20 protein-coding genes are annotated in these 24,261 nt (G+C 46.2%); 9 read left to right on the plus strand and 11 right to left on the minus strand.

The window, feature by feature from the left end; translation table 11 throughout:
* Positions 1-83: 83 nt before the first annotated feature.
* Positions 84-1,400: a hypothetical protein gene (locus ACX0G9_RS16460; protein ID WP_459066030.1), complete on the minus strand. Its 1,317-nt coding sequence runs from the start codon at positions 1,398-1,400 to the stop codon at positions 84-86.
* Positions 1,401-1,565: 165 nt separating this feature from the next.
* Positions 1,566-2,291, minus strand: coding sequence for a 3-keto-disaccharide hydrolase (locus ACX0G9_RS16465; protein WP_459066031.1), 726 nt, complete (start codon positions 2,289-2,291; stop codon positions 1,566-1,568).
* A gap of 154 nt (positions 2,292-2,445) precedes the next feature.
* On the opposite strand from ACX0G9_RS16465, the gene ACX0G9_RS16470 reads away from it, so the two are divergent.
* The 3 genes from ACX0G9_RS16470 to ACX0G9_RS16480 all read left to right on the plus strand — a co-directional run bounded on the left by ACX0G9_RS16470 (position 2,446) and on the right by ACX0G9_RS16480 (position 5,515).
* The gene (locus ACX0G9_RS16470; protein WP_459066032.1) at positions 2,446-3,000 is read left to right on the plus strand and encodes a hypothetical protein; all 555 of its coding nucleotides are present in this window, start codon (positions 2,446-2,448) and stop codon (positions 2,998-3,000) included.
* Positions 3,001-3,138: 138 nt separating this feature from the next.
* Complete coding sequence (locus ACX0G9_RS16475) at positions 3,139-4,065, plus strand: cytochrome c (RefSeq protein ID WP_459066033.1); 927 nt, start codon at positions 3,139-3,141, stop codon at positions 4,063-4,065.
* A gap of 121 nt (positions 4,066-4,186) precedes the next feature.
* A complete protein-coding gene (locus tag ACX0G9_RS16480; RefSeq protein WP_459066034.1) occupies positions 4,187-5,515 on the plus strand; it encodes an ATP-binding protein in 1,329 nt (442 codons plus the stop codon).
* On the opposite strand, the gene ACX0G9_RS16485 is transcribed toward ACX0G9_RS16480, so the two are convergent.
* Both ACX0G9_RS16485 and ACX0G9_RS16490 read right to left on the minus strand, forming a co-directional pair.
* Positions 5,510-7,222: a GMC oxidoreductase gene (locus tag ACX0G9_RS16485; protein ID WP_459066035.1), complete on the minus strand. Its 1,713-nt coding sequence runs from the start codon at positions 7,220-7,222 to the stop codon at positions 5,510-5,512. The genes ACX0G9_RS16480 and ACX0G9_RS16485 overlap by 6 nt on opposite strands.
* 128 nt (positions 7,223-7,350) lie before the next feature.
* Entirely contained in the window at positions 7,351-9,939 is a 2,589-nt protein-coding gene (locus ACX0G9_RS16490) for a serine hydrolase (protein ID WP_459066036.1), read from the minus strand.
* 163 nt (positions 9,940-10,102) lie between these two features.
* Here ACX0G9_RS16490 and ACX0G9_RS16495 point away from each other — a divergent pair, with 163 nt between their 5' ends.
* Positions 10,103-10,468, plus strand: coding sequence for a YkvA family protein (locus tag ACX0G9_RS16495; protein ID WP_459066037.1), 366 nt, complete (start codon positions 10,103-10,105; stop codon positions 10,466-10,468).
* Between the two features lie 38 nt (positions 10,469-10,506).
* Here ACX0G9_RS16495 and ACX0G9_RS16500 read toward each other — a convergent pair whose 3' ends face one another.
* Both ACX0G9_RS16500 and ACX0G9_RS16505 read right to left on the minus strand, forming a co-directional pair.
* Positions 10,507-11,937, minus strand: coding sequence for an AAA family ATPase (locus ACX0G9_RS16500; RefSeq protein ID WP_459066038.1), 1,431 nt, complete (start codon positions 11,935-11,937; stop codon positions 10,507-10,509).
* A gap of 224 nt (positions 11,938-12,161) precedes the next feature.
* Complete coding sequence (locus tag ACX0G9_RS16505; RefSeq protein WP_459066039.1) at positions 12,162-13,283, minus strand: hypothetical protein; 1,122 nt, start codon at positions 13,281-13,283, stop codon at positions 12,162-12,164.
* 172 nt (positions 13,284-13,455) lie between these two features.
* Here ACX0G9_RS16505 and ACX0G9_RS16510 point away from each other — a divergent pair, with 172 nt between their 5' ends.
* Positions 13,456-14,856, plus strand: a complete 1,401-nt coding sequence (locus tag ACX0G9_RS16510; RefSeq protein WP_459066040.1) for a hypothetical protein — start codon at positions 13,456-13,458, stop codon at positions 14,854-14,856.
* A 111-nt stretch (positions 14,857-14,967) separates the two neighbouring features.
* On the opposite strand, the gene ACX0G9_RS16515 is transcribed toward ACX0G9_RS16510, so the two are convergent.
* On the minus strand, positions 14,968-15,369 hold the full coding sequence (locus ACX0G9_RS16515) for a nuclear transport factor 2 family protein (RefSeq protein WP_459066041.1): 402 nt from the start codon (positions 15,367-15,369) through the stop codon (positions 14,968-14,970).
* Between the two features lie 200 nt (positions 15,370-15,569).
* On the opposite strand from ACX0G9_RS16515, the gene ACX0G9_RS16520 reads away from it, so the two are divergent.
* The 3 genes from ACX0G9_RS16520 (at position 15,570) to ACX0G9_RS16530 (ending at position 18,540) form a co-directional block, all read left to right on the plus strand.
* Entirely contained in the window at positions 15,570-16,619 is a 1,050-nt protein-coding gene (locus tag ACX0G9_RS16520; protein ID WP_459066042.1) for an AraC family transcriptional regulator, read from the plus strand.
* A 78-nt stretch (positions 16,620-16,697) separates the two neighbouring features.
* Complete coding sequence (locus ACX0G9_RS16525) at positions 16,698-17,693, plus strand: M23 family metallopeptidase (protein ID WP_459066043.1); 996 nt, start codon at positions 16,698-16,700, stop codon at positions 17,691-17,693.
* A 1-nt stretch (position 17,694) separates the two neighbouring features.
* Positions 17,695-18,540: an isocitrate lyase/PEP mutase family protein gene (locus ACX0G9_RS16530; RefSeq protein WP_459066044.1), complete on the plus strand. Its 846-nt coding sequence runs from the start codon at positions 17,695-17,697 to the stop codon at positions 18,538-18,540.
* A 66-nt stretch (positions 18,541-18,606) separates the two neighbouring features.
* Here the strand turns inward: ACX0G9_RS16530 and ACX0G9_RS16535 are convergent, their stop codons facing one another.
* The 4 genes from ACX0G9_RS16535 to ACX0G9_RS16550 form a co-directional block, all read right to left on the minus strand.
* A complete protein-coding gene (locus ACX0G9_RS16535; RefSeq protein WP_459066045.1) occupies positions 18,607-19,017 on the minus strand; it encodes a fasciclin domain-containing protein in 411 nt (136 codons plus the stop codon).
* 119 nt (positions 19,018-19,136) lie between these two features.
* Entirely contained in the window at positions 19,137-19,682 is a 546-nt protein-coding gene (locus tag ACX0G9_RS16540; protein ID WP_459066046.1) for a GNAT family N-acetyltransferase, read from the minus strand.
* Between the two features lie 23 nt (positions 19,683-19,705).
* Complete coding sequence (locus ACX0G9_RS16545; RefSeq protein WP_459066047.1) at positions 19,706-21,631, minus strand: hypothetical protein; 1,926 nt, start codon at positions 21,629-21,631, stop codon at positions 19,706-19,708.
* A gap of 23 nt (positions 21,632-21,654) precedes the next feature.
* Positions 21,655-22,686 (minus strand): AI-2E family transporter, encoded by a 1,032-nt coding sequence (locus tag ACX0G9_RS16550; protein ID WP_459066048.1) that lies wholly within the window; start codon positions 22,684-22,686, stop codon positions 21,655-21,657.
* A 109-nt stretch (positions 22,687-22,795) separates the two neighbouring features.
* On the opposite strand from ACX0G9_RS16550, the gene ACX0G9_RS16555 reads away from it, so the two are divergent.
* On the plus strand, positions 22,796-24,136 hold the full coding sequence (locus ACX0G9_RS16555) for a M20/M25/M40 family metallo-hydrolase (protein ID WP_459066049.1): 1,341 nt from the start codon (positions 22,796-22,798) through the stop codon (positions 24,134-24,136).
* The last annotated feature ends 125 nt before the right edge of the window (positions 24,137-24,261 follow it).

A 24,261-nucleotide genomic window follows, 5' to 3' on the forward strand; every position in this document is an offset into this window, starting at 1 on the left:
GAATAATTTTTTGCAGAACCAGAAAATTACTAAGATTTTGATATTTTATTAATTCTAATACGATGTTTTATATAAGCGGTAAATTAAAAACGCAGTTGCGCGTGAGGGCTGGCCGGACTGAATGAGATGGCGATATAACTAAAAAATAAAATGCTAAGGATCGCAAAGGCCCACCATTTTAATAAGGTAGTGCCGTATGGAATGAGCTCTCCGGTAAAAATATCTTGTTCCGGGGGTACCCTGTTCATCACTGAAACTGTTTCCTTTCTCCGAAACAGAAAATACAAAACCACCACGTTCACCCAATATAAATGCTGGGAGCTGAACCTGGCCGTTAACCAGGTCGCCCCGATAATATTACTGATGAGGATATACCAGGTCAGGTAGATCAGGGTAAGGATAAGCGCTGTTTTTTTTTGCGGTACGGACCGGTATAGAAAACGGTAACCAATCAATCCGATCACGATCATACAAACGATGGACAGTATCCATGAGGTCCATTGCCAGGAGGAAGCGAAAGAAGCCGGGCCGGAGAAATGAAGCTGCTCTCCCAGGCGCGCCATGGTTTTTGTATTGACGCCTTCGATCAGGTTGATCACCGGCAGCAGAATGACCAGAAAGATCCAACCGGTCTTATTGGAAATTTTGTCCGGAGCGTTCGTCTTCGGCCAGTTGCCAACGGAGAAAACCCCATAGGCCATCCCCAATCCTCCAAAAAAACCAATGGAATATTCCATTACATTCCACCAATTAAAAGGGATCCCCGAAGCCTGTCCCATCCGTTGCAAAAAATTACCGGTTCCAAATCCAAAACCCGCTCCAAGCGCGCTGAAGAAGGCCGTCCTTAGGGCATTCCGGTACCCATTGCGGTAAAGATACCAGCCCAGCGCAAGGGCTGCCCCTAAACAACCTGCCCATAGTTCGGACCGGGGAGGGGTCATCAACCACTCCAGCTGGTAGATAAAAAATCCCCAGCATAAATACCCCCCAATAAATAGCTGTGTAAAAAGGATCGCCCAATCCGGTTTGTTTCCGGAGGAAGACTCCAATACAAGCCCGGTAATACCACCACCCAGGAAGCCATATAATCCGCCGATCAGGAACAGGCACATCAACCCATAACTCACGTTCAGGTAATTTCCCGAATGCCCATAACCTACGACCATTCCATAACTGATAATGCCGCTTATTCCCCAGCCAATGGCGCCAAGCGCTGCAATAACCGGCAAACGAGCATACCAATCACTGCGACCGGACAGTACGATCACCGCCAATACACCTATAGCTCCTGCCCAGGCAGCGCCATATTCATGGCCGATCTGGCCCCTGGCGGCCCAGGCCGTACCTAAAGCAATCGCAACCGGCAACATTTTTTGGAAGAAAACAGCAGAACGTTTCATACGCTAAATGTAATAATTATCAGGAAGGCAGCCCGATAGATCGACATCAGCGATCCTTATTTGTCGGATGGAGAAGATTTTTGCTAAAAGCAAAACTGCCGGTTTCCCGGCAGTTTTGCTTTTATGAAGACATTTAGGTAGACTTCAATAATACTTCAGGAGAGCCTAATCCAAAGGCTTTACCCTTATATTTTTAAAGTATACGATGCTCTTTGGATCATGGCCTTGCAACGCGAAAGTGCCACTTCCGATAAGCCGTCCGGGATGATCTTCCGGTGGTTTGACATTTTCCGGTTCTGTATAGTCAACTACCGTTTTGTCATTGATCTTTATGACAACCCTTTTCCCCTTTACGATGATATGCTCCGTGAACCAAACTTTGTCCTTTACATAAACTTCCTTTACATCCACTATATCATACAGGCTACCCGTTCTTTTCCAGTCCGTATGCGAATTATTCACCTGTACCTCAAACCCTTTATCGGGCCATCCGCTTTCCTGGTATTGGGTGTGAAAATAGATCCCGGAATTGGAGCCCGGCTCCGTCATTACATCGGCCTTTAATTCGAAATTCTTAAAATTATGATCCTTAAAATCTCCAACATAGAACAAATGGGCCGTTTTCCCATGAACCACGATCTTGCCATCCTCAACCGAGAAAGTTTCTGCATTGTTGCCCACCTTCCAATTAGTGAGGGACTTCCCGTCGAATAAGGATATCCAGCCGGCCTTTTCATCCTGGTCCGAAACAGTTATTCCGGATATGGAAGCGGACCTGGCCTCAGACGTCGTTGCAGGCATACTGGCGGGTTTGGCGGGTCCGCTGTACCTCGCGGCTGTAAAGGCTAAAAGGGAAACGCTGATCCCGAAGGAATAGATTATTTTTTTCATATATTTTTTTGGTCTGTTGAGAGCCAATTTGGAGGCCCTTGGTTATTAGTTGTTTAGGTCAATCAAGGTAAGGATTAAATTTCAATTTTTACACTTTCCTGTCTACACTAAAATGACCGGGTCTTCCGTTTATGGCTTTTAAACTATCTGCGAAATGACCGGAATCAGAAAACTTGCCCTGTTATCCTTATTCGTTCTCCTGGTATCCTCCCTCCGGGCACAGGTGGAAGTTGCGCATTTGTTCTCGAAAGGCTTTTCCGCTACCGGTTTCGGTACGTTTCTGCATGGAGGGTTTTCACTTCCCAATAACGGTGAGGTCAGCCTGGAGGTCGGACTGTACTACTTTGGTTCAGGCAGCAATCATTTAGCCTTTGCCCCGATCCTGGCAGGCTATCGTCATTTTCTGGATGGCAGCGGAACAGGGTTCTATATAGAACCGAACGGAGGGTATGCCTTTGGGGGCACCGATATCGTTAAAACGGATGCCTATGGATCTCCCTTATACGACGCATCCGGAAAGGAGATCGATCAAAAGATTTCCGGCCCTGTTGGAGGCCTGGGATTGGGCTATATTCTGCCTTCCCCTACGATTCCCCTTAATTTCGGGCTTCGTTACACCCATCTTTTTATCTCCGGCGATCCTTCCCAGAATATGCTTTCTTTCCGGATTTCCTGGTCGCTGATAGGCGGAAGAAGGGCAGCAAAATAATGTTTAATTTAATCTTTTTCCCGATCAGGTTTTCCGGCAGTTCAAGCTGCATTCCCGACAGTTGATGCATAACGTCCTTCTTCTTAGTCCATTCCGCGGCTATTTTGCGGCAGGTTTAAAAAAATCCTGTCATTGTTTATGCGCCGATTCAAGAAAATAGCCAAATGGACATTCCTTATTTTATTGTTGTTAGTTACCGGTCTTACGATCACCGTACTGGGGAGGCAAAATTTAAAATACGAAGCCCCCTATCCCACGCTTGTAACCTCTTCCGATTCGGCCATCATTGCCCGGGGCAGACATCTGGTTTATAGCTCAGCCCATTGTATAGATTGCCATAGTACGCTTAATTCCGATTCCCTGATCCATCTCGGCCAGGAAGTACCGTTAACTGGCGGCATAGCTTTCCGCATTCCCGTCGGGACCATTTACTCCAAAAATATTACCCCCGATAAAGAGACCGGAATAGGTAACTATTCCGATGCAGAAATTGCCCGGTCTCTGCGTTACGGGGTCCATCCGGATGGGACCGTCGTCTTCGATTTTATGCCTTTTCATAATACCAGTGATGAAGATCTGACCGCCATTCTTTCTTACCTCCGTTCGCAAAAATCTGTCACCAATATTGTACCGGATCATGCGCTGAACGGAATGGGCAAACTGGTAAAAGCATTTTTAGTAAACCCTGCAGGGCCTTCCGGGGAAGTACCCAAATCTGTAGTTCCGGATACGACTGCCGTCTATGGCAGATACCTGGCCATGAACGTCGCAGAATGCAGCGGCTGTCATACCAAAAGAGATCTTGCCGGTAAGTTTGTCGGAGAGCCTTTTGCAGGCGGTGCCAATATCGATGGATTTATTACCCCTAACCTGACACCCCATTCCGGCGGAAGGATCTTTTCCTGGTCCAGGGAAAAATTCATCGGCCGTTTCCGTCAGGGTAAATTGATCCCCAACAGCCCTATGCCCTGGAATTCCTTCGGTCGCATGAAAGATGAGGAATTAACGGCTATTTATAATTTCCTGAAGACGGTTAAGCCGGCCAGGACGAAGCTGGTTAAGTAGGACAAAAAAATATATTTATAACATAGTTGATAATCAATATTTTAAAACTAAATCAACAGAAATACGTACGAATTTATGTTGATTTTTACATTTTTACGTACGTATTTGTGTATCTTTAGGTATGAAACGTACGGAATTACAGGCTTTACAGGAATGGAAGACCCGACCGAAACGGAAACCGCTGATCATCCGGGGGGCAAGACAGGTTGGCAAAACCTGGCTAATGAAGACTTTTGGAGCAGAGTCTTATCCGCAAACGGCTTATTTCAACTTCGAAGGAAATCAGCGATTAAGAGCTATTTTTTCAGGAGACTTTATCATTGACAGGATCATTCGATCACTGAGCATTGAAGCGGGCTTCAATATCCAGGCAGAAAACACGCTACTGATTTTTGATGAAATCCAGGAGGCTCCCGAAGCGCTGACCAGCCTGAAATATTTTTATGAGAATGCACCGCAATACCATATCCTGGCTGCCGGTTCCTTATTGGGAGTCGCCCTTCATGAACACAGTTCCTTCCCGGTAGGAAAAGTAGAATTTTTAGATCTGCATCCATTAAGTTTTCCCGAATTTTTGATGGCGATCGGACAGAAACCGCTTGGGGAGGAACCGCTCGTAAGTCTCCTTAAAAGCATGGATTGGGATATTATCAAAAGTTTTAAAACAAAATACATCGAGCTCTTAAAACAATATTATTATGTCGGTGGAATGCCCGAGGCAGTTGTGGACTTTGCCGCCGGGGCCGATTTTAAGGAAGTAAGGAATATTCAAAAACGAATATTAGCCGCCTATGAACAGGATTTTTCCAAACATGCACCCAACGAAATCGTTCCCAGGATAAGGATGCTTTGGAATTCTATACCTGCTCAACTCGCAAAGGAAAACCGAAAATTCATATATAGCCACATCAAACAGGGCGCCAGGGCAAAGGATTATGAACTGGCCCTATCCTGGCTGATTGACTGCGGACTGGTCCATAAAGTCAACCGGGCTACAAAACCAGCTATCCCCTTAAAGGCCTATGAGGATTTTAGCGCCTTCAAATTATATATTTCCGATATTGGCTTGCTGGCAGCCATGGGTGATATCGATAGTAAAACGCTACTGGAAGGAAATAGCATTTTTCAGGAATTCAAAGGGGCACTCACCGAACAATATGTTTTACAACAATTGATTACCCACCCCGATTGGGTTACTTATTATTGGTCGGCAGACAATGGAAGTGCTGAGATCGATTTTTTGCTCCAATTGCAGGGACAGATCATCCCGGTGGAGGTCAAAGCCGAAGAAAGTCTTATGGCGAAAAGCCTTAAGGTTTTCTTCCAACAATTTAAACCGGCTACTTGCATCAGAACGTCTATGTCGGATTTCAGAAAAGAAGATTGGCTGACCAATTTGCCCCTGTATGCGATCCATGAATTACCCGGCCTTATAAACCCTTCTTTATAAATTCCCTTTCTTCAGTTCCTGCACCGCATGATCTGCAGCCCTGGCGGTAAGAGCCATATAGGTCAGCGAAGGATTCTGGCAGGCGGAAGAGGCCATACAGGAACCATCAGTAATGAATACATTCTGCGCCTCATGTACCTGGTTCCATTTATTGAGCACAGAAGTTTTCGGATCTTTCCCCATCCTGGCCGTACCCATCTCGTGGATACAAAAACCAGGTGCGGGCGCGCTGTCATAGGTGCTGATATTTTTGATCCCCGCCTTTTCAAGCATCTCCGCGGCACTGTTCATCATATCCTTTCGCATGGCTTTTTCATTGTTCTTGAATTCACAATCGATATCGAGAGTAGGAAGCCCGTATTTGTCTTTTTTATCCTTATTTAAGGTCGCTTTGTTCTCGAAGTATGGCAGGCATTCTCCCCAGGAGCCAATCCCGAACCCCCAGTTACCGGGCTCGGTCAATTGTCCTTTCAGTTCGACCCCTATCCCATCGGCCCAATCGCTGCGATCCCTTCCTGCCCCGCCCTGGTACCCAAAACCCCGCACATAATCACTTCGTTTGGTCTGCTCATTGATATTGCGGAACCGGGGAATATAGATCCCATTCGGTCTGCGTCCATAGGTATATTTATCCTTGAACCCATCAAAATCCCCTCCCGCTCCGACACCGTAATGATGATCCATCAGATTATGTCCTACCTGTCCGCTGTTATTGCCAAACCCATTGGGAAAGACATCTGAAACGGAATTCAGCAGGATCGATGCAGTACCTAAGGTAGAGGCATTCAAAAAAATGATCTTCGCAAAATATTCTTCCGTTTTCATGGTCTCCGAATCCAGGATCCGAACTCCTTTCGCTCTTTTTTTATCCTTATCGTAGATCACTTCCAATACGATGGAATAAGGACGAAGGGTAATATTGCCCGTCTTCATTGCCGCAGGAAGTGTGGCTGAATTACTGCTGAAATAACCACCGAAGGGACAGCCCTGGTGGCATTTGTTACGGTACTGGCAAGGGCCGCGGTCCCCGATTTTATGCGTATGATTGGCACTCCGCCCGATGATCATTCGTCTGCCGTCTGCAAATCCTTTATTGATACGTTCGGCGGCATATTCCTCCACGCAGTTCATTTCCATCGGCGGCATAAATTTACTGTCGGGTAATTGCGGCAGGTTTTCCACCGAGCCGCTGATCCCTACAAATGGTTCCACATAATCATACCATGGTTCGATGTCAGCATACCGTATGGGCCAGTCCACTCCATGACCATCCTTGCCGTTCGCTCCGAAATCGATATCGCTCCACCGGTAACACTGGCGCCCCCACATCAGAGATCGTCCTCCGACATGATAGCCCCGGATCCAGTCGAATGGTTTGACCTGTGTATAGGGATTCTCCTTATCGTTCACAAAAAAATGGGCAGATACCTCATCATAAGCATAACATTTGCTTTGAATGGGGCTATGCGTTCTATCGGTTTGGTCAAGGCCGTTGCGGTGAGGCAGTTCCCAGGGATCTTTAGCTGTATCGCCGTAATCTTTAATATGTACAACATTTCGACCACGTTCCAGCACGAGGGTCTTTAATCCTTTCTCGCATAATTCCTTGGCAGCCCACCCTCCGCTGATTCCCGAACCTACGACGATCGCATCAAATGTATTCTGGGCTGTGGCCTTGGTATTGATCTGTAAAGAGTCTCCGGGCATGATGTATCGGTATTGAAATGGTTGTATTAATGATGGAGGCTGAAGATAAATATATTTACTATCCGGAGAAAATTTTTGTTCCCTTCTCTTCTCCGGAAATGTAGGTATACTTTTATTCCGGACTCCCATTACCGGTGCAGGAACCGGCCCGGGTATTGACCGGTGGCGGCCTGTTTTTCATATACGCAGGTTCCGTTCACCCATACTTTTTCAATGCCTGATGAAAGGGCTTTCGGATTTTTTACATCCGACTGATCCTTTACTGTTTCCGGATCGAACAAGACCAGGTCGGCAAAATATCCAGGCGCAATAATTCCCCGATCCTTAATTCCCACCTGCTCTGCGGCAAGGCTTGTCATTTTTTGGATGGCCGTCTCGATACTCATGATCCTTTTCTCCCTGACATAATAGCCCAACACCCGTGTAAAAGACCCAAAACCTCTGGGATGTCCGCCATTAGCGCCATCCGTGCAAATATTGGTATGCGCCCATGCCAGGAAATTACTGACATCTCCGGCCGTCATCGATTTGCCCATGATGGATTCCAGGTTGGAAACTCCAGGGTTTTTACGCTGAAAAGAATCCGCTTCGGCTATCAGGCTCATGATGGTCCGAGCCGGCGTTTCTTTTCGCATTTCCGCGATCTCGGAAATCGTTCTGCCTGCATAAGCGGGATCGGGGGCATATTTCGCCAGTACGGACCCTGCAGGATCGAAGGTATGGTCAACGGCAAACTGTGCGCTGGCCATATTGGTATAATCCGTTTTCGGAAACAATACTTTCAGGGTGCTGTGCCAATATTCATAAGGGTAACAGTCTGCCGTAACCGCTATGCCTTGCTGCCTGGCAGCCTCGAGCTGTGAAAGGATCTGCGCAGACCGTCCCCAGTCATCCTTTAGGGCAATTTTCAAATGGGAGATCTGTACAGGCAGCCCGGCCTCTTTTCCAATCGAAAGGATTTCTTCCAGGGCATCCGTCAAGCCGATATCTTCGCTGCGAAGGTGACTGATATATCTTCCTTTTTCGGATGCGCTCACTTTTGCCAATTGCAATACCTCATCCCGGTTGGAGAAATAGGCTCCTTCGTATTCCAAACCGGTAGACAAACCCAGGGAACCTTTTTTTAGTTCGGATCGTAATAAGGCTTTCATTTTTTCCAGTTCATCCCCTGTTGCGGGTCTGTTCAGCTTCGATTCACCCATCACCCGTTCACGTAAACCGGTATGCCCCGTATACGTCCCTATATTAATGGCGGCCGGTACCCGGCTGACCTGAGCCTTTATACTGTCGATATCCATGCTATACCCATCCTGTCCGGCTATTATAGTGGTTATACCTTGTGATACGGCAGCCAGGGCCTGGGGATACTCCGCCAGCGATCCATCCAGGTGACTATGACTGTCAATGAAACCTGGAGCTAATATCTTATTTTCTCCGTCCAGGATCTCCTCCCCGGGAAAAGGCACGAGATCACCAATGGCCTTGATCTTATTTCCTTCAATCCGTACGGATGCGCTGCGCGCAGGAATTCCCGTGCCGTCGATAACCCTGACATGGGTGATCAGCCTGGTGACCGGGATTGTATATTCCTTGCCCTCGAAAAAAGCCCGGGAAATGCGAATGGCTGATCCATCTCCGCTGCTGCTTAAGATGATCAGGGTACGATGTCTTTTTATATCCCGGTAGATAAGGTTCACAAATCCCTGCCAGCCGCCGGTATGCCAGTATTTTTCCTTTTCCTTCTCTATGAACCAGCCAAATCCATAAGGATAAGTCTTGCCATCCTTTAACCGTACGGGCTCAAAGGCCTGCTCCAGGGTTGCTCTTTTTACCAGCCTTTCCCCATAGAGGCTTTGCTCCCACCGATAAAGATCCTCCACAGAAGAATAAACATTCCCATCTCCGGTGACCCCATCCAGATTAGTCAGATCGAAAAGCCGTCTTTTCCCGTTCTCTTCTTCAAATCCATATACATGGTTTGCCGGAACCGAAAGCATGCGATCATTATAGACATAGGAGTCCTTCAGCCCCAGGGGAACGGCGATCTGCCGGTGGTAAAACTCATTAAGAGGCTGACCGCTCACCCGTTCGATAAGACCGGCCAGTAAAACATAATTCGTATTACAATATTGCCAATGCTCCCCGGTGGCAAAGTCAAGGGGCGGATGATACCTGGCAAACAGTCTGATACATCCTTCGTTATCCAGGGTATCCAGGGTTCCCCGGTATTGTTTGAAAAGGTCAAAGTATTCCGGTATCCCTGATGTATGGGTAAGTAAATGACGGATAGTAATCCCTTCATAGGGCAGTTCGGGAATGAATTTTTTCACCGGATCATCCAGTTGCAGTTTGCCTTGTTCAGTCAGTTTTAACAGGCACATGGCCACGAATTGTTTGGTTATGGATGCCAGGTTAAAGGAAGAATGCGTTTGCAATGGCTGATCCGTGCGATAATCGGTAACTCCAAATGCTTTTCTGTACAACACTTTCCCATTATCTGCATAAAGAGCGGTTCCATTAAAATGATGGGTCAGGTAGAGTTGGGTCAAAATGGAGTCCAGTTTTTTTACCTCCTGACCTTGATCTGCGGCTGTTCTTTTTTCCAGGCCCGGGGATTGGTTTGGGCCTTGTTGGGCGAATACCAATATGGAAAAGGGAAAAAGAAAAACCCAGGAAAAGAAAATGAAAAGGCCGGAGTGAAAACTATATTTTGACAAAACGGGCGGTTTTTTGGGGTAGTTTTGGGACATGGAGGCTGAATTGTACTTTGAAAAACAAATGGTTTGGGCCTGTTCAAGGTAACCATTTGCAATAATAAATACAAATATGGGGGAAGGTCTGATTATTGATTGAATGCTATGAACTATGCAAAAAAGGGCGATGAACAAAAAAGGATTCTTCCTAAGAAGAGAGATTTTTGTCCTGTATTTTGGAATCCAGGATGCCAGGACACCCGCGTATGCTAAGCTGACCGCTTTTTTGGCACTGGCCTACCTGTTAAGCCCGATTGACCTGATCCCTGATTTTATTCCTTTTATTGGTTATCTTGATGATCTGATCATCGTTCCTTTTCTGCTGCATATTGCTTTCCGGTTATTACCCGGGGAGGTAAAAGAGGCAGGATGGGCAAAGGTTCGGCAACATAGGGTTAAGGTCCAGATTGTCCTGTTCATCCTCCTGCTTTTAGTGATTGGGCTTCTTGTTGGTATTTACTTCCTGGTGAGCAGTTTTTTCCATCATTTTTGATGGAGTTCCCCCTTGTAATCATTCTTAGAAAATCATTCTTAGAATAATTCATCCATGGTAACCTCACCTTGAATAAGTCCTTTAAAATAAGGGTTTTTAGTTACGCCATAAGTGGTGATCATAGTTAAAAACAGGGTTTTCCTGGTTTTGGTTTTTTCAAGGAATACAGCTTGCTTTTGTTTAAGCTCCTCTGCATACCTTTTACTAAGGTTGAAATTTTTATTAAAAAATTTTATTTCGCAGATATTAATGCAATGATCCTTCCGATCAAGCAATAGGTCTATTTGCGCACCGGGCAGTCCTTTGCCTGGCACATACCGCCAGGTTGATTCTTCTGTGTATATATTTGATATTCCTAACGCCTCTTTTATTTCCGGGATATGCTTTAAACAGATTGCCTCAAATGCATACCCGCTCCAACTTGTCCAGGCAGCTCCCTCACTTAATCGTAACCAGGTGCCGGCGCCTTTCGCTCTGCCCTTCTCAATAAATCGGAGATAAAAAAGTGAATATTCGTCAGTAAGCCGATATACCAACTCTTTCGAAATTTTTTCAAAAGGGATATAAGTCATTATAAAACCAGACTCTTCCAGCTCCGTTAGTATTTTCGTTGCTGTTCCACCGGAACTCAGCTCTGTAACATCTATAATTTCCTTTCGTGTCATTCCCTTACCCATATCTGCCAGTACCCGGATCACAGCAACATGGTGGGCAGGATTATCAAACAGGGCTTCATACAGGTTACTAAACTCATCCTTAAATGGTCCTTGTCTGGTAAAAAAAATACGGTCAATGACCTGCATGGCACTTTCACCTGGTAGAGCGACTCTTAAATATTGAGGTATTCCCCCCATTGTCATATAAAGCTGTAGAATCTGGTAATGATCAAGCTCGATTGAGCGACTCCTCAGATAGGCCTTCGTCTCACTCAGGGAAAATGGCAATAGCCTCATACGGATGGTAACTCTATTATGCAACCCACCTCTGCTATTGACAATATTACGGATCATCCATGAAGCCGCTGACCCACAGATAACCACCGCGAGATTTGAGTGTCTGGATGCCCAGCTATTCCAGAAATGATCAAAAGCCGTGAGGAAATTTGATTTCTGCGTATGTATCCATGGGAATTCATCAAAGAAAATTACAGTTTTCTTTTCTTTGACAAGAGGAGTAAGAAAATTTTCCAATAGATGAAAAGCCGCTGCCCAGCTAGGAGGGGTTGCAAGGTCCGCAGGACTGTTCATCGCCTTTTTTAATGCCAGCCCAAAACCTTCTAATTGTTCCTTCATCTTTGCTTCATGCACGCCGGTGAATTCAAAAACCAGGTGCTTCTCGTATACAGACCTGATCAGAAAAGTTTTTCCGACCCTCCGGCGTCCATAGATGGCGATCAATTCCGCTCCGGGCGATTCTAAAGCATTTTCAAGAATTTTCTTTTCCTGAATCCTCCCAACAAGATTTTCCATTGGGTATTTTATTTTTACAAAAATACACTTAATTATAGTTTTGGCTGAGTATACTTTCATATACTCAGCCAAATGTGCTCAAAAAAAGGTGAGTTTTGGCTGAGTATAAAATTTTATACTCAGCCAAAACAGGGGTAAAAAAGGTGAGTTTTGGCTGAGTATAAGTATTTATGCCCGTCCATTATGGGTTTCCGAAGGGGGTCAAAACTACCCTTCATTTTGCCTCACTGAAACGTAATACCCTCAATATTATCCAACCTGGCCACTATCGCCCAGGAATAGAAATTACTGCCAACTCCGATCAGCAGTTCATTATCACCTTTTTTCAAGGGTATCTGGAAGGACGTGTTTTCGATAGATAGTCTTCCTTCCGGTTCTTTCATAATGGGCTGCGCATAGTAATTTTTATCCACGTACAAATAACGCCCGTTCAGGAATACCCAGACCTCATCCAAAAAACCCAGATTTATTTTCCGGCTCTGCGCGGAATCCGTATGAATATTTACTTTCAACCAGGCTATGCGGCGGGATTTCCCTTTACCGTATATACGGGATAAGTTGACCGCGGCCCTGCGTTCAGCATCGATCGGTTGCCAGACGGTTTCTTTTCCAGGCTTCAATGAATCGCTGAAATCTATTCCCTGGGGCACAGGAAAGGAAGGACTAACCTGCCAATGCCGGATATATCGGGGGTCATTATCACTGGGGTCGATCCCTTCCTCCGGTAAAAGTCCTTCTACCAGGCCAGGTTTGATAACCAGATTGGAGATAATGCCCTCCCCAGCAAAAGCCAGGGTTCCATGCGTTGTATTTCCCTCCATCCGGGGTACCAGAAGCGTAGGTTTAGATGCACTGTTCACATATACCCGCATTTGCTTGCCGGACAGGACAAGTTTGATATGGTTCCAGGTCTGCATCTGAAAATTGGCATTGGTCTGGAAATGCGGTAACAAATTCCAGAAAAGGACACCCTTTACCGTAGGCGCATATTGTACCCCATCCATCATTTGCGGATGGCCGGCCGCCTGAGTCCGGAAATAAAAACTCTCGTTTTCCAGGCTATCCTGGTACCGGAAATAGAGCAGGGCAAAATAAGGATTGACAGGCTCAAAATCCATTTCAATGGTCCCATCCCCAAAATCGGTATCCTTCAGGACCACATTGCCCGCCTTTGGCAATATCTTCATCGAAGGTCTTGATTTATACTCCATAAACTCAACCATCCCCGGGAGAAATTTCCAATTGGCAGCCTGAAGGGGGATAATTTTGGCATCTTTTTGCTTTTGACCGAAGGTCAGGGAAGCCAGGAAAAGAAGACAGAATAAACTAACTGATACTTTTGTCATAATGAATTAAATTTGAAGGGAGATATTTGTAATCCGGAACCCGCTGTTCAAGCGGGGATAACCGCACCACAAATTTGCACACAGACTACACACCTGGGTTGTTCAGGACCGGTTCAGTATCGGTTCAAGTTGAGTTCATTCGATTAAACAATTACAAAACCCTGAAAGTGAAATGACTACAAATCCCGAAACAACCTATATTCAAACCTGTCTGGACGAGATCGAAGCAAAATTGGACTGGGGTAACCATGAAGATTGGAAAAATTATGATTTCGAAAAGTTGAGCGACCTTATTTTCGAAAAGACCAATGTATCGTTAAGCACTTCCACGCTGAAGCGATTGTTTGGCAAAGTATCCTATAATAATTTACCCGCCCTTCAAACGCTTAATACCCTGGCACAGTTTGCAGGGTATGAAGACTGGCGGGTCTTTAAACAAAGCCAACCAGTAGTCGTTCAAAAACAATTGGAGGAGAACAAGGATATTACAACTACTTCCGGAATAAAAGAGGTACAACCCGGCAGAAAAAATCCAGGGGCCGGGGAGAAGAAAAAATTCAGGGCAATAGCCTGGTCATTCCTTCTTCTCATTCCTGTCACCCTGCTTAGTTATTCGCTGCTTAGGAATAAAAACTCAGGCCCGGCGATTATTGCTTCGGTCCATGCACCCGGATCTGGTGACAGGACAATGGAAGGTCCTATGAATGTTGCCCAACCGGGTGCGGTGGATGCATCCCGGTTTTCGTTCAGCGCGAATAAAATAAAGAGGGAAGGGGTACCCAATTCGGTAATATTTACATACAATGCTACAGCAGCCACTACGGATTCCCTATTCATTGTTCAAAGCTGGGATCTTCGCCGCAGAGTTGCCGTTCCCAGGAATAAGACAGCCTATTCATCAATTTATTATTATCCCGGCTTTTTCAAAGCAAAACTTATGGCCGGCAGCCAGATCGTGCAAACCCACGATCTGATGATCTCCTCTGATGGATGGCTGGCCCTGGCAGAAACTGAACCGGTGCCCGTTTATTTTCAGAAAACCGAATTCGCGAAAGGTAACAGGGTGGAAATCGATGCCTCTCTTTTGGAAAAATATCATCTTCCTCTTTACCCACAGGCATCCCCGGTAAGATTCTTCTATATGAAAGATATGGGTGACCTGAAGGACGACCGGTTCACTTTTGAGACTACCCTCATGACCTCTTTTATGCGGGGTGCGGGTGCCTGCCAATATGTAAAAGTTCTGATCCAATGCAAGAACGACATCATTATCATCCCCCTGGCAGCCAAAGCCTGCGTTGGCAATATTGCCCTTTATGCGGCCGGCAAGGCGGTTAACAGCAAGGATGCCGATCTTTCTGGTTTTGGTTGCGATCTTACCCGGTGGACCCGATTGAGGGTAGAAGGCAGGGGAAAACAAATGGATTTTTTCGTGAATGGAACAAAAGCCTGTTCCCTTGCTTTCCCGAATGAGCCTGCCGGTATCGTTGGTGTCCAATACCAGTTCGACGGATTGGGGGCAGTGAAAGACACCCGCTTCAGCGACGGCGGGGGGCTTGTTTTTAAATTTTGACCATTCTGCTTTTTGTACCGGCACCGAAAAAAGCCCCGCCGGAACCGGCGAGGCTTGAATTTATTTTTCATTAGCCTTGAAATGTTTTGAATAAAGAACTCAGGTCGGGGATCAGGCCGCGCCCCAGAAACGATCTTCTGCTTCCAGATCCTCTGCAAAGATCATGGCAGCAGTGATCTGACCATCTGTTACTGTATATAGGTCAATATTATTGGTATCAAGCATCTGGCCGTCACTTCCTTTTCCTTTCCAGCTGATCTGACAGGCCACCTGGTCCCCATTGACGGTGACTGCTTTTATCTCTGCCAGGCTTAAGGTGTTCTCCGTTTTGGCAAACATAGTTCCTACCATCTGAAATACTTCCGCCTTCGATCTTTTGATCCCGGAGACGATACTGTTGCCCGGTTGATCCCAGGTGATATTATCATGCAGGATCTCTCCCAGTTTGACCAGATCTCCTTGTTGTACGGCGGTCAAAAATTCCAGGACGATTGTTCGTGGTTCCTTTTTCATATTGTTTTTTTTGTGTGAAATATTTAAGCAAATATCGCCCGCTCCGGAAGTTCCCTTATTGTCTTAATACGCCAACCACTTGTCCTTTTACGACAATCAGTTTTATCTTTGACGAAAGGAATGAATACAGCATTACCTTTACATCGAAGCCTGCAAAAGCAAAGGGCCTGCTGAAACATACAAGTACTAAAAAGGGAATAATGGGCAAAAAGAAAATCATCGTTGAAAAAGAACACACCGGTTCCAACGAATACCTGAACAACCTGGTGCGGGCCTTCCTGGCCTATTCCGTACAGCGGGATCTTTCGCCGGAATATCTTTGCCGTTTATCGGGCATCGATCTGGCCGCTCTCCAAAAAAATGCTGCAGTAAAAATAACAGGCAAACAATTTAATGATCTTTGGATCAATGCCGAACAGCTTTCCGGTGATTCGCTCCTTGGTTTGCATTTTGGAGAATCGCTCCAACTGGCAGCACTGGGTATTGTAGGGCAGGTCATCCAATCCAGTACCACAGTTGGTGATGCCCTTACAAACGCAGCATCCCTGCTTGGACTGTTAACGGATCTTTTCACCATGGAAGTGGACCTTGAAAAGAAAACGAAGATACAGATCCGGTTCAGGTCCTATCCTCCGCAGGCAAGCCGGTTTCCCGCCGCTTACAGGCATATGCTGGATTGGTGTATGGTGTTCGTCCTTCATGAAATGGACGGTTTATTATTAAAGAAGTTACGACCGGAACTGATAAAGATGCCCATAAAGATACATCCCAACCCGCATGAACTTCAGCGTCTGCTGCGTATCTCTTCCATTATCAATAGTCAGGATTACCTGATGGTCTTTTCCGGAGAATACAGGGATCTGCCTGTCATTACCGCCAATTATGAATTACAACAAGGGTTACAAAAAAAAATGGAAAAGACCTCCGGCCGGAAAGGAAATAGTATGCAAAAACGGATCGAAAATTTTATCCGGACAAACGCCTACCTCGGTATTCCTTCCCTCGATGAGATCGCAGCCAATTTCAATACCAGCCCCCGAAACCTGCAACGCAAACTTCAGGAAGAAGGAGTCAATTACCAGCAACTGGCTATATCCTGCAGGATGGACCTGGCCATGTATTATCTTCAATCCGGAGAACACCGGATCAAAGAGATCTCCTATATTCTGGGATACCAGGAATTAAGCGCCTTTTCGAAGGCCTTTAAGAAATGGACCGGCAAATCGCCGTTGGAGTATCAGAAGAATTGAACCGGATTAAATTAAGCTGATCATTACTGGTTACTTTAATCAAAAAAAGAGGTAAATTACTCTTCCTATTTTCATCATATGAAAAATATTTTGTTATCCATTCTCCTCCTTTCCCTTCTAAGTACTTCCCTACCGGCCCAACGCGTTGTAGAAGTCAGTTATACCCAGGATGCCAAAGGTAATTTTACTTTTTACGGCACCAATCATGCTTTTTGCAATTATATCCTGCAAGTCAATTTTACCAAACTGGAGGATGGAAAACCTGATCATTCCTTGCCTTATCTGGGTGTGGTCAAACCAGGCAGCAATAAACTTTTTACATTGACAAGGGCTAATCTTAACAGTACGATCGTTTTTAATTATAAGACCAATTATAATAAGGGATGCCTCAACCCTACTGTCAATCCTGACTTCGTCTATTTGTTGCCGCTCGCTCCGGGAAAAGAGACCCAGGCCTATGAATTACAAAACACGGGCGATCCTGCAGAAGTATCCGGTTCACCTGCTTCCGGTGGTACGTCCCCGGCAAGCTCGTCCCAGGTTACCCTGGATCCAACCAAACGATATGCCGTACGTCTGCGGGCTAAGCCCGGCGACACGCTTTATGCCTCAAGAAGGGGGACGGTTACAGGCGTAAATGTTGGCAGCGAACTGAATGATGCAGGAAAAGCGGAAACGGAAAGTGGAAATTTTATCGAGATCGTACATGCAGATTGTTCATTCGGTCTGTATGGAGTGGTCAGACAAAACAGCGCTTTTGTCAAACCCGGGCAATTGGTAGAAGCAGGCGATCCTATCGGTCTGATTGGTGGCGACAGGTATGGCAGGGGCTCAGAAGCAAGATTCAGCGTTTTTTATAACCAGATATGGAAAGATGTGCCTGTCGAAAACGGCAAGAAAGATGAAATAGGATGGGCCTATGTTCCGCTGAAATTCTGGACTAAGAAGAACGGCAAAGGAATGCTGAAACATGGGGGAACATTCATCAGCGAACATCCGGAAAACCTGGTCACCCAGGAAATGAGCAAGGCTGAATTGTTAAAAAGGAAGCCAAAACCGAAAACAAAGAAATAGAATGTTACCTACAGACGATGAGCAAATGGCTAGAGCGATAGCCTTTAAGGCCCTTCATGAACGTTCCGGCCTTTTCGTTTTTCCGAACCCCTGGGATGCAGGCTCAGCAAAAATGCTCACCAGCATGGGTTTCGAAGCCTTAGCCACCACCAGCGCCGGCCTGGCTTTTTCCCTCGGCAAACCTGACGGAGAAGGTGCCGTCAGCCGCGAAGAAACCCTCGAAAATTGCCGGGCCATCATCGCGGCAACTCCCCTTCCCGTCGCAGCCGATCTGGAAAATGGTTTTGGTGACGATCCCGGGATCTGTTCGGAAACTATTCTACTGGCAGCCAAGGCCGGCCTCGTCGGCGGCTCTATCGAAGACGCTACCGGTCACCCGGATGATCCTATTTATTCCTTTGAACTGTCCGTTGAACGAATAAGGGCCGCTGTGAAAGCTGCCAAAAGTCTCCCCTTTCCATTCACCCTTACGGCCAGGGCCGAGAACCTGATCCACGGTCGATCCGATCTTAAAGATACGATCCGGCGTCTCGAAGCTTTTGCGGAAGCAGGGGCAGACGTACTCTATGCACCCGGACTAAAAACAAAAGAAGAGATCCATGCCGTAGTCAGCGCAGTGGCCCCCCGTCCCGTGAATGTGGTCCTTGGTCTGAGCCAGTCTAATCTTACCGTTGCCGATCTCACCGGTCTCGGGGTGAAGAGAATCAGCCTGGGCTCCGCCCTTATGCGGGCAGCTTTTGGAGGTCTCCGCCGGGCAGCGGATGAGATCCGGCAGAAAGGCAGTTTTTCCTTCGCCGAAAATACTGTCCCTTATGCGGAATTAAATTCTCTTTTTAAATCATTGTAACCTGAATGGTATTGGTCGTCCACTTAACAAAAATATAGGATCATTCTCTGAACGCTCAGTTCTTTATCAATTCCGCATCATTACGGCATCGAGTGCATAGATAAGCCCATTCGAAGTCTGCACATCCAAACCCTGGACATTGGCCCCGTCAATGCTGACCGTTCCATCGTTTACTTTTACCTTTAGTTCCCTGCCATTGACCGTTGTCAGTTTTTCACCGTCTCTCAGGTCTTTCAGCTGAATTTTTCCGGAAACAATATGCAAGTTCAAAACATCGATTAGTTTTGCCTTGCTTTCCGGTTCTAACAGGCTCTCCAACACTGCTTCATCCAATGTGCCAAAAGCCTGATCCGACGGAGCGAATACCGTAAAAGGTCCAGTCTCACTCAGCATTTTTTCCAGTCCCGAAGCATGAACGCCCTTTTTTAAGGTCGTCATGGTTTTATTTACATTGACAACCTGCGCGATAGTTGACATCTTTATGGGTTTTTTACCGGTAGAATAACCGGCAACACCTACAAGATAAGCTTAAACGCCCCGTAACCGGTGTTAATGTTTAGCTTATCGGAATATAAGAAGGGCCTGTAATACTGGATTTAAGGCCGGTCAGGGGTATAATTTTTATTGATCCAGCCCATAGGAATGTCCGCTTCAAATCCATCCTTATTCGCGGTACTGATTCGGTTTTCGAGCCTACCTTCTATCCGGAAACCCAGTTTTTCGTAAAATTGAATTGCCCTGAGATTGGATTCGCGGGTAATCAATTCCACCCTCAATATATCAGGGCGGTGAGCGGAGACAATATTTAGCAAATGTTGAAAAATAGCCTTACCTACCCCTTTTCCCTGAGAATCCGGATGAACGGCAATCGTTAATTCACCCAGGACATGACTTAAGATCCTTGGGGTCAGTGGATAACAATGAATCTCTGCAATAATAGTAGTGGTATTTCCCGAACCATGCTCTCTGTCGACGACCAATTCGATTCCTCCTTCTCTGGCGTGGTCCATAAAATCCTGTACGTATTCCTCCGTGACTTCATCCACTTCCCTGGCAATACCCAAACGATCTTCAGCCACCTTCTTATAAAGGGCCATGATGTTATTTTTATCGGAGGGTTGAGCGGGTCTAATGGTGAACATTGTCATTTCGGGAGTTTTTATTTTCACTTGTTCAACACCCGCAACCGTGCCCTGTTCCGGAATAGTTCCTGCCGGTCGAGCGTCTCCAGTACAATTTTGTCGGCAGGGTTTTGATTATCCATTTTCTTCCAAAGATTACCATCATACTTCTGCCAGCCAGCTATCTTATTTCCGCGATAGATTGTTCCTGCCGTATCTGTGCAGATCAGGTCAGCGGAGATGATTGCCTTCCGGCTGTTCGAATTTGATGTCAGAGCCTTCCCGCCGGCCGCAGTTTCTTCATAAGGAGGCCGGTATACGACAGGCCCCCACCATCCGCCGTTACCGAATCCTTTACCCCAGGCTGTGCCGGGATTGAACCAATCCAAATTATAGGTATGTCCGAGGCTCCATCCCAATCGGGAACGATACGACATATTAAATCCCCAGGTAGTGGGCCTTGGATAATAATTATTTTTCAGCCAGGCCATATAATAATACCCGGTTCCATATACCAAAGTTGGTCCATCCGTAAAAGCATTGAGGTAACCCGCCGTGAAACCGGCAAATACGGAATCCTGACCTGCACCATAGGTATATACGAATTTACAGGGATATACCGGATAATCCGGAGGGATCTTACCAACCTCATCAGGTCGCTGTACACATATTTCCCAAGGTCCCAAAGGACTATTTCCACAAAACCAGATTCCCCGGTCCACATAATAATAGCTTCCCCGATGCTTCAGTACCATGGCAGCTGTATTGATTGCATATTGCATATTGGTACCCCGTATTTTGGAAAAATCCGGAGCGCCGTCATAAATGACGGTGTCAGGGCTGGTTTTTCGATCTACCAGTGCGGTCTGGGGAATACGGGCGTCTATTATAGCTTCCAGGGCAGCGTCCGTACCCGCCACACTGAACAGCACGCTGCTTTTTGCAGAACCTTCCGGAATCCGGGCAAAATCGGCAGGAAGAGAATCAGGTGCTACGAATTTCCAGGGTCCGGTTAACCCAGACGAACTAAACCAACGCCCGGATAACAATATATAATAGCGTAATTGAGCCGTGTCCAAAAAGATATCATTATTCGAGTTGGAAACATAGGATAAAGTAGTGCCGGCTATAGGAGAAAATAAAGGGGCTCCGTTTGTCTGAACCAGCTCCGCAGGCTCGGTAGAGACAACGATATTAGAGGTTTTAAGATTTCCTCCTTCCCTGGAAAAATCCGGAGAGGTTCCATTGGCCTTATCCATTGCAGCCTGTACTTTACGCATGTCCGAAGGCATGTACGCAATAGGGTAATACGGTCCAATTGCTTCGGGAGCGATATACCAGTTTCTTCCTCCATATAAATAGAACCATCCGTCTTCCGATTCCGCAATCGTAAAGGGAGTATTTACCACCATCTTCACTCCCCATTCGTTGTATCTCTTTAATTGAGGAACTCCGTCGATCATTACGAGTACAGAAGGCTTAGAGGTAATCAGGATCCGGGGTGGAATATAGTTTAGCTCACCGTAAACATATAGTTTGTATTGTTCGGGATACATGCATAATGATCCTATCCATTCATCTATGGAAGAGCGGATGGGATTACGGGCGATCTCGCGTTCCAAAAAGGCCTTTAAGGTTTCCTCTTCGGCCTTAATTTCCGAAAGAATATTACTGGAAAAGTGCAGAGAGAGAATATTTACTTTTTGGAAACTGACCATCCGGTCGCTCCTGTCCGTTTCGATTATAGCCTGTGCATGAAAGGAACCAAACTTAGACTCGTCAGTAAGTGAGAAGGCAGCCCGGAACCAAAGGATATTATCGGTAAGGGAGTCGGCCTGGGGCTGGTAAACCCGGAGGGATCTTCCATCGGAGGTAGTGAGGACCCTTGGCCATTCCTGCTGGCCACTAGCCCTTATGCCTGCTGACAAACAGAGCACAAACAAAAAAGGAATACCCAGGCTGGTGTTCATAGTTTACTAAATATACGGCAAAATTACTCTTTATTTACCTCTGCCTGTAACCATCCGAATTCGGTGGCATAGATCTTTAACAACAATAAAAAATAGCTTACCAGCAGGGGGCCGAAAATAAACCCCCAGAAACCAAATAATTTAAGCCCAACAATTACCCCCAGAACGGTAATGAGGGGATGCACATTACCAATCCGCTTCAACAAACTTATACGGGCAAAGTAGTCGATATTGCCTGTTACTACTGCGCTGTAGATGGTCAGCCCGATCCCCTGCCCGTTGTGGCCGGTAGAAAACAGATAAACGACAAGCGGGATCCAAACTATCATGGTTCCCAGGATAGGGAAAAACGCAAAAACGCCGGTAAGGAATCCCCATACTACATAATCCCCGATCCCGAAGATCCAGTAACCCAGAAGAGCAACTACTCCCTGTATAATGGAGATCAGTGGAATACCGATCGCATTGGCTCTTACCATGTTTTTTGTTTCGACGGCCAGTATGTCGATATTATCATCTCTCAACGGAATAAAATGCCCCAGTTCTTTTTCCATATACCTGGCGTTGATCAGCATAAAAAAAGACAGGAACAACAGCATGACCAGGTTGGCCACCAAAGAAGCCGTACTGTTCAATAAAGAGGGGATGAACCCGGTGATCGATTTTTGAACCTCCTTTATATTCTCATCGCTCAATACCTCCTGCCCGGTCCATTTCCCTACTTGCTGCGAAAAAGATTTCAACACGGTCATGATCTCCTGCTGGTTTGTGATAAGGGTATTGATCTTAGGGGATAATAACCGAACGGATAAATAGATAGGAAGACCAATACATACCAGGAACCCAACCATGAACAAAAGAGCTACCGCACTTTTATTCCAGCCTTTTTTTTCCGTCAGGAACAAAAAATATCCTCTGCTGAGAATATACAAAGTGATCGCCCCCAGAAAGCCCGGAAAAAATCCATATAACTCTCTGAACAGTAATAGGGCGAGTCCTATCATCACCGCCAGTAATAAAACCTGTCTGATCTTGTCGTTATAAGTGCCTGCCATGGATAATCAGATTTGTTTATATAACGCCTTGTTATTATACAAGTATCTAATTATCTGAAAGTTAATTCATTTATTGTAGGATTTCCATGATTCTATTTAAATTAGGCTCATGAACGGAATATTACTTTTTCTTAATTTTTCGATAGGCTCAAGGTTAAACTTTGGAGCTATATTTTTATTAAACCTTGTCCTGGTATTGAGTACCCATACCAGCCAGGCCCAATTGACCGACCCGGAGAAAAAAAGCATTGCCTATATCAATAGTCACAGAGATGAAGCCATACGGCTTTTGACCGAATCAGTAAATATCAACAGCGGCTCCCAGAATACGGAAGGCGTAAAAAAAGTAGGTGCCCTGTTTGCCAACGAACTCAGGAAACTTGGTTTTATCGTCGAATGGGTGAACCTGCCCGATTCTATGCATCGTGCGGGTCACCTGGTCGCAACACACACGGGTAAAAAGGGGAAACGTATCTTCCTGATCGGTCACCTGGATACGGTCTTCGAACCTGATATGCCCGCCGGCCCCTTTACGATGCTGAATGACTCGACGGCTACCGGTCAGGGGGTTAACGATATGAAAGGAGGAGATGTAGTACTGATCACTGCCCTGCAAGCCTTGCAGGCAGCCGGTCAATTGAAGGATATGAACCTCATTGTCTATTTTACAGGAGACGAAGAAAGCTCTGGCTCTCCTCATGCATTGGCCCGGAAAGATTTTATCGAAAGAGCACGAACCTGTTCAATCGCCCTGGCTTTCGAAACCGCACAAGGTCTGCATACCGTCGCAGCTGCACGCCGTGGTATCGGTGACTGGGAATTGAACGTTACCGCCAAGACCGGCCATTCATCAAAAGTATTCAGCGACTCCTCCGGTTTTGGCGCTATTTACGAAGCCGCCCGGATCATCAATTCCTTTCGCGAACAATTAAGTACCGAGATTTATCTTACCTCCAATCCCGGAATGATCGCCGGAGGATCCAATCTTCGTATCGATCATCAACAGGCGAGAGCGGAAACGCTGGGGAAAACCAATATTATTTCTCCGGCCTCCTATGCAATCGGTGACCTGCGTTTTATTTCCGAAGCACAGAAAAATGCTGCCCGGGAAAAAATGAAAGGCATTGTCAGCGCCAGCCTCCCCGGGACACATTCAACCATTTCTTTTACGGATGGTCTTCCTTCGATGGAACCAACGACAGGCAATTTACAATTGGTAAAAGAATTGGACAAGGTGACCCGTGATATGGGCATCGGTGAAACGGTCGCCGGTGATCCCGGAGCCAGAGGCGCAGGAGATATTTCGGATATTGCGCAATATGTGGACTGTCTCGATGGCCTGGGTGCCTCAGGTAACGGGGCCCATAAAGCGGGAGAAACGATCAGCCTGAACGAATTTCCGATCCTCGCTCAAAGAGCCGCAGTATTTATTTACCGGCTGACGAGATGATCCGATCTCTCCATGATCGGTGGTACTAAACCGAACGATCAGTGTACGGATCCGGGCATTTCCCAAGCGATATAAACCCATTTATGCAATTGATTTTCAGCATTTTAAAATAAAGGTATATTCTT

The organism is Flavitalea flava (assembly GCF_054461575.1).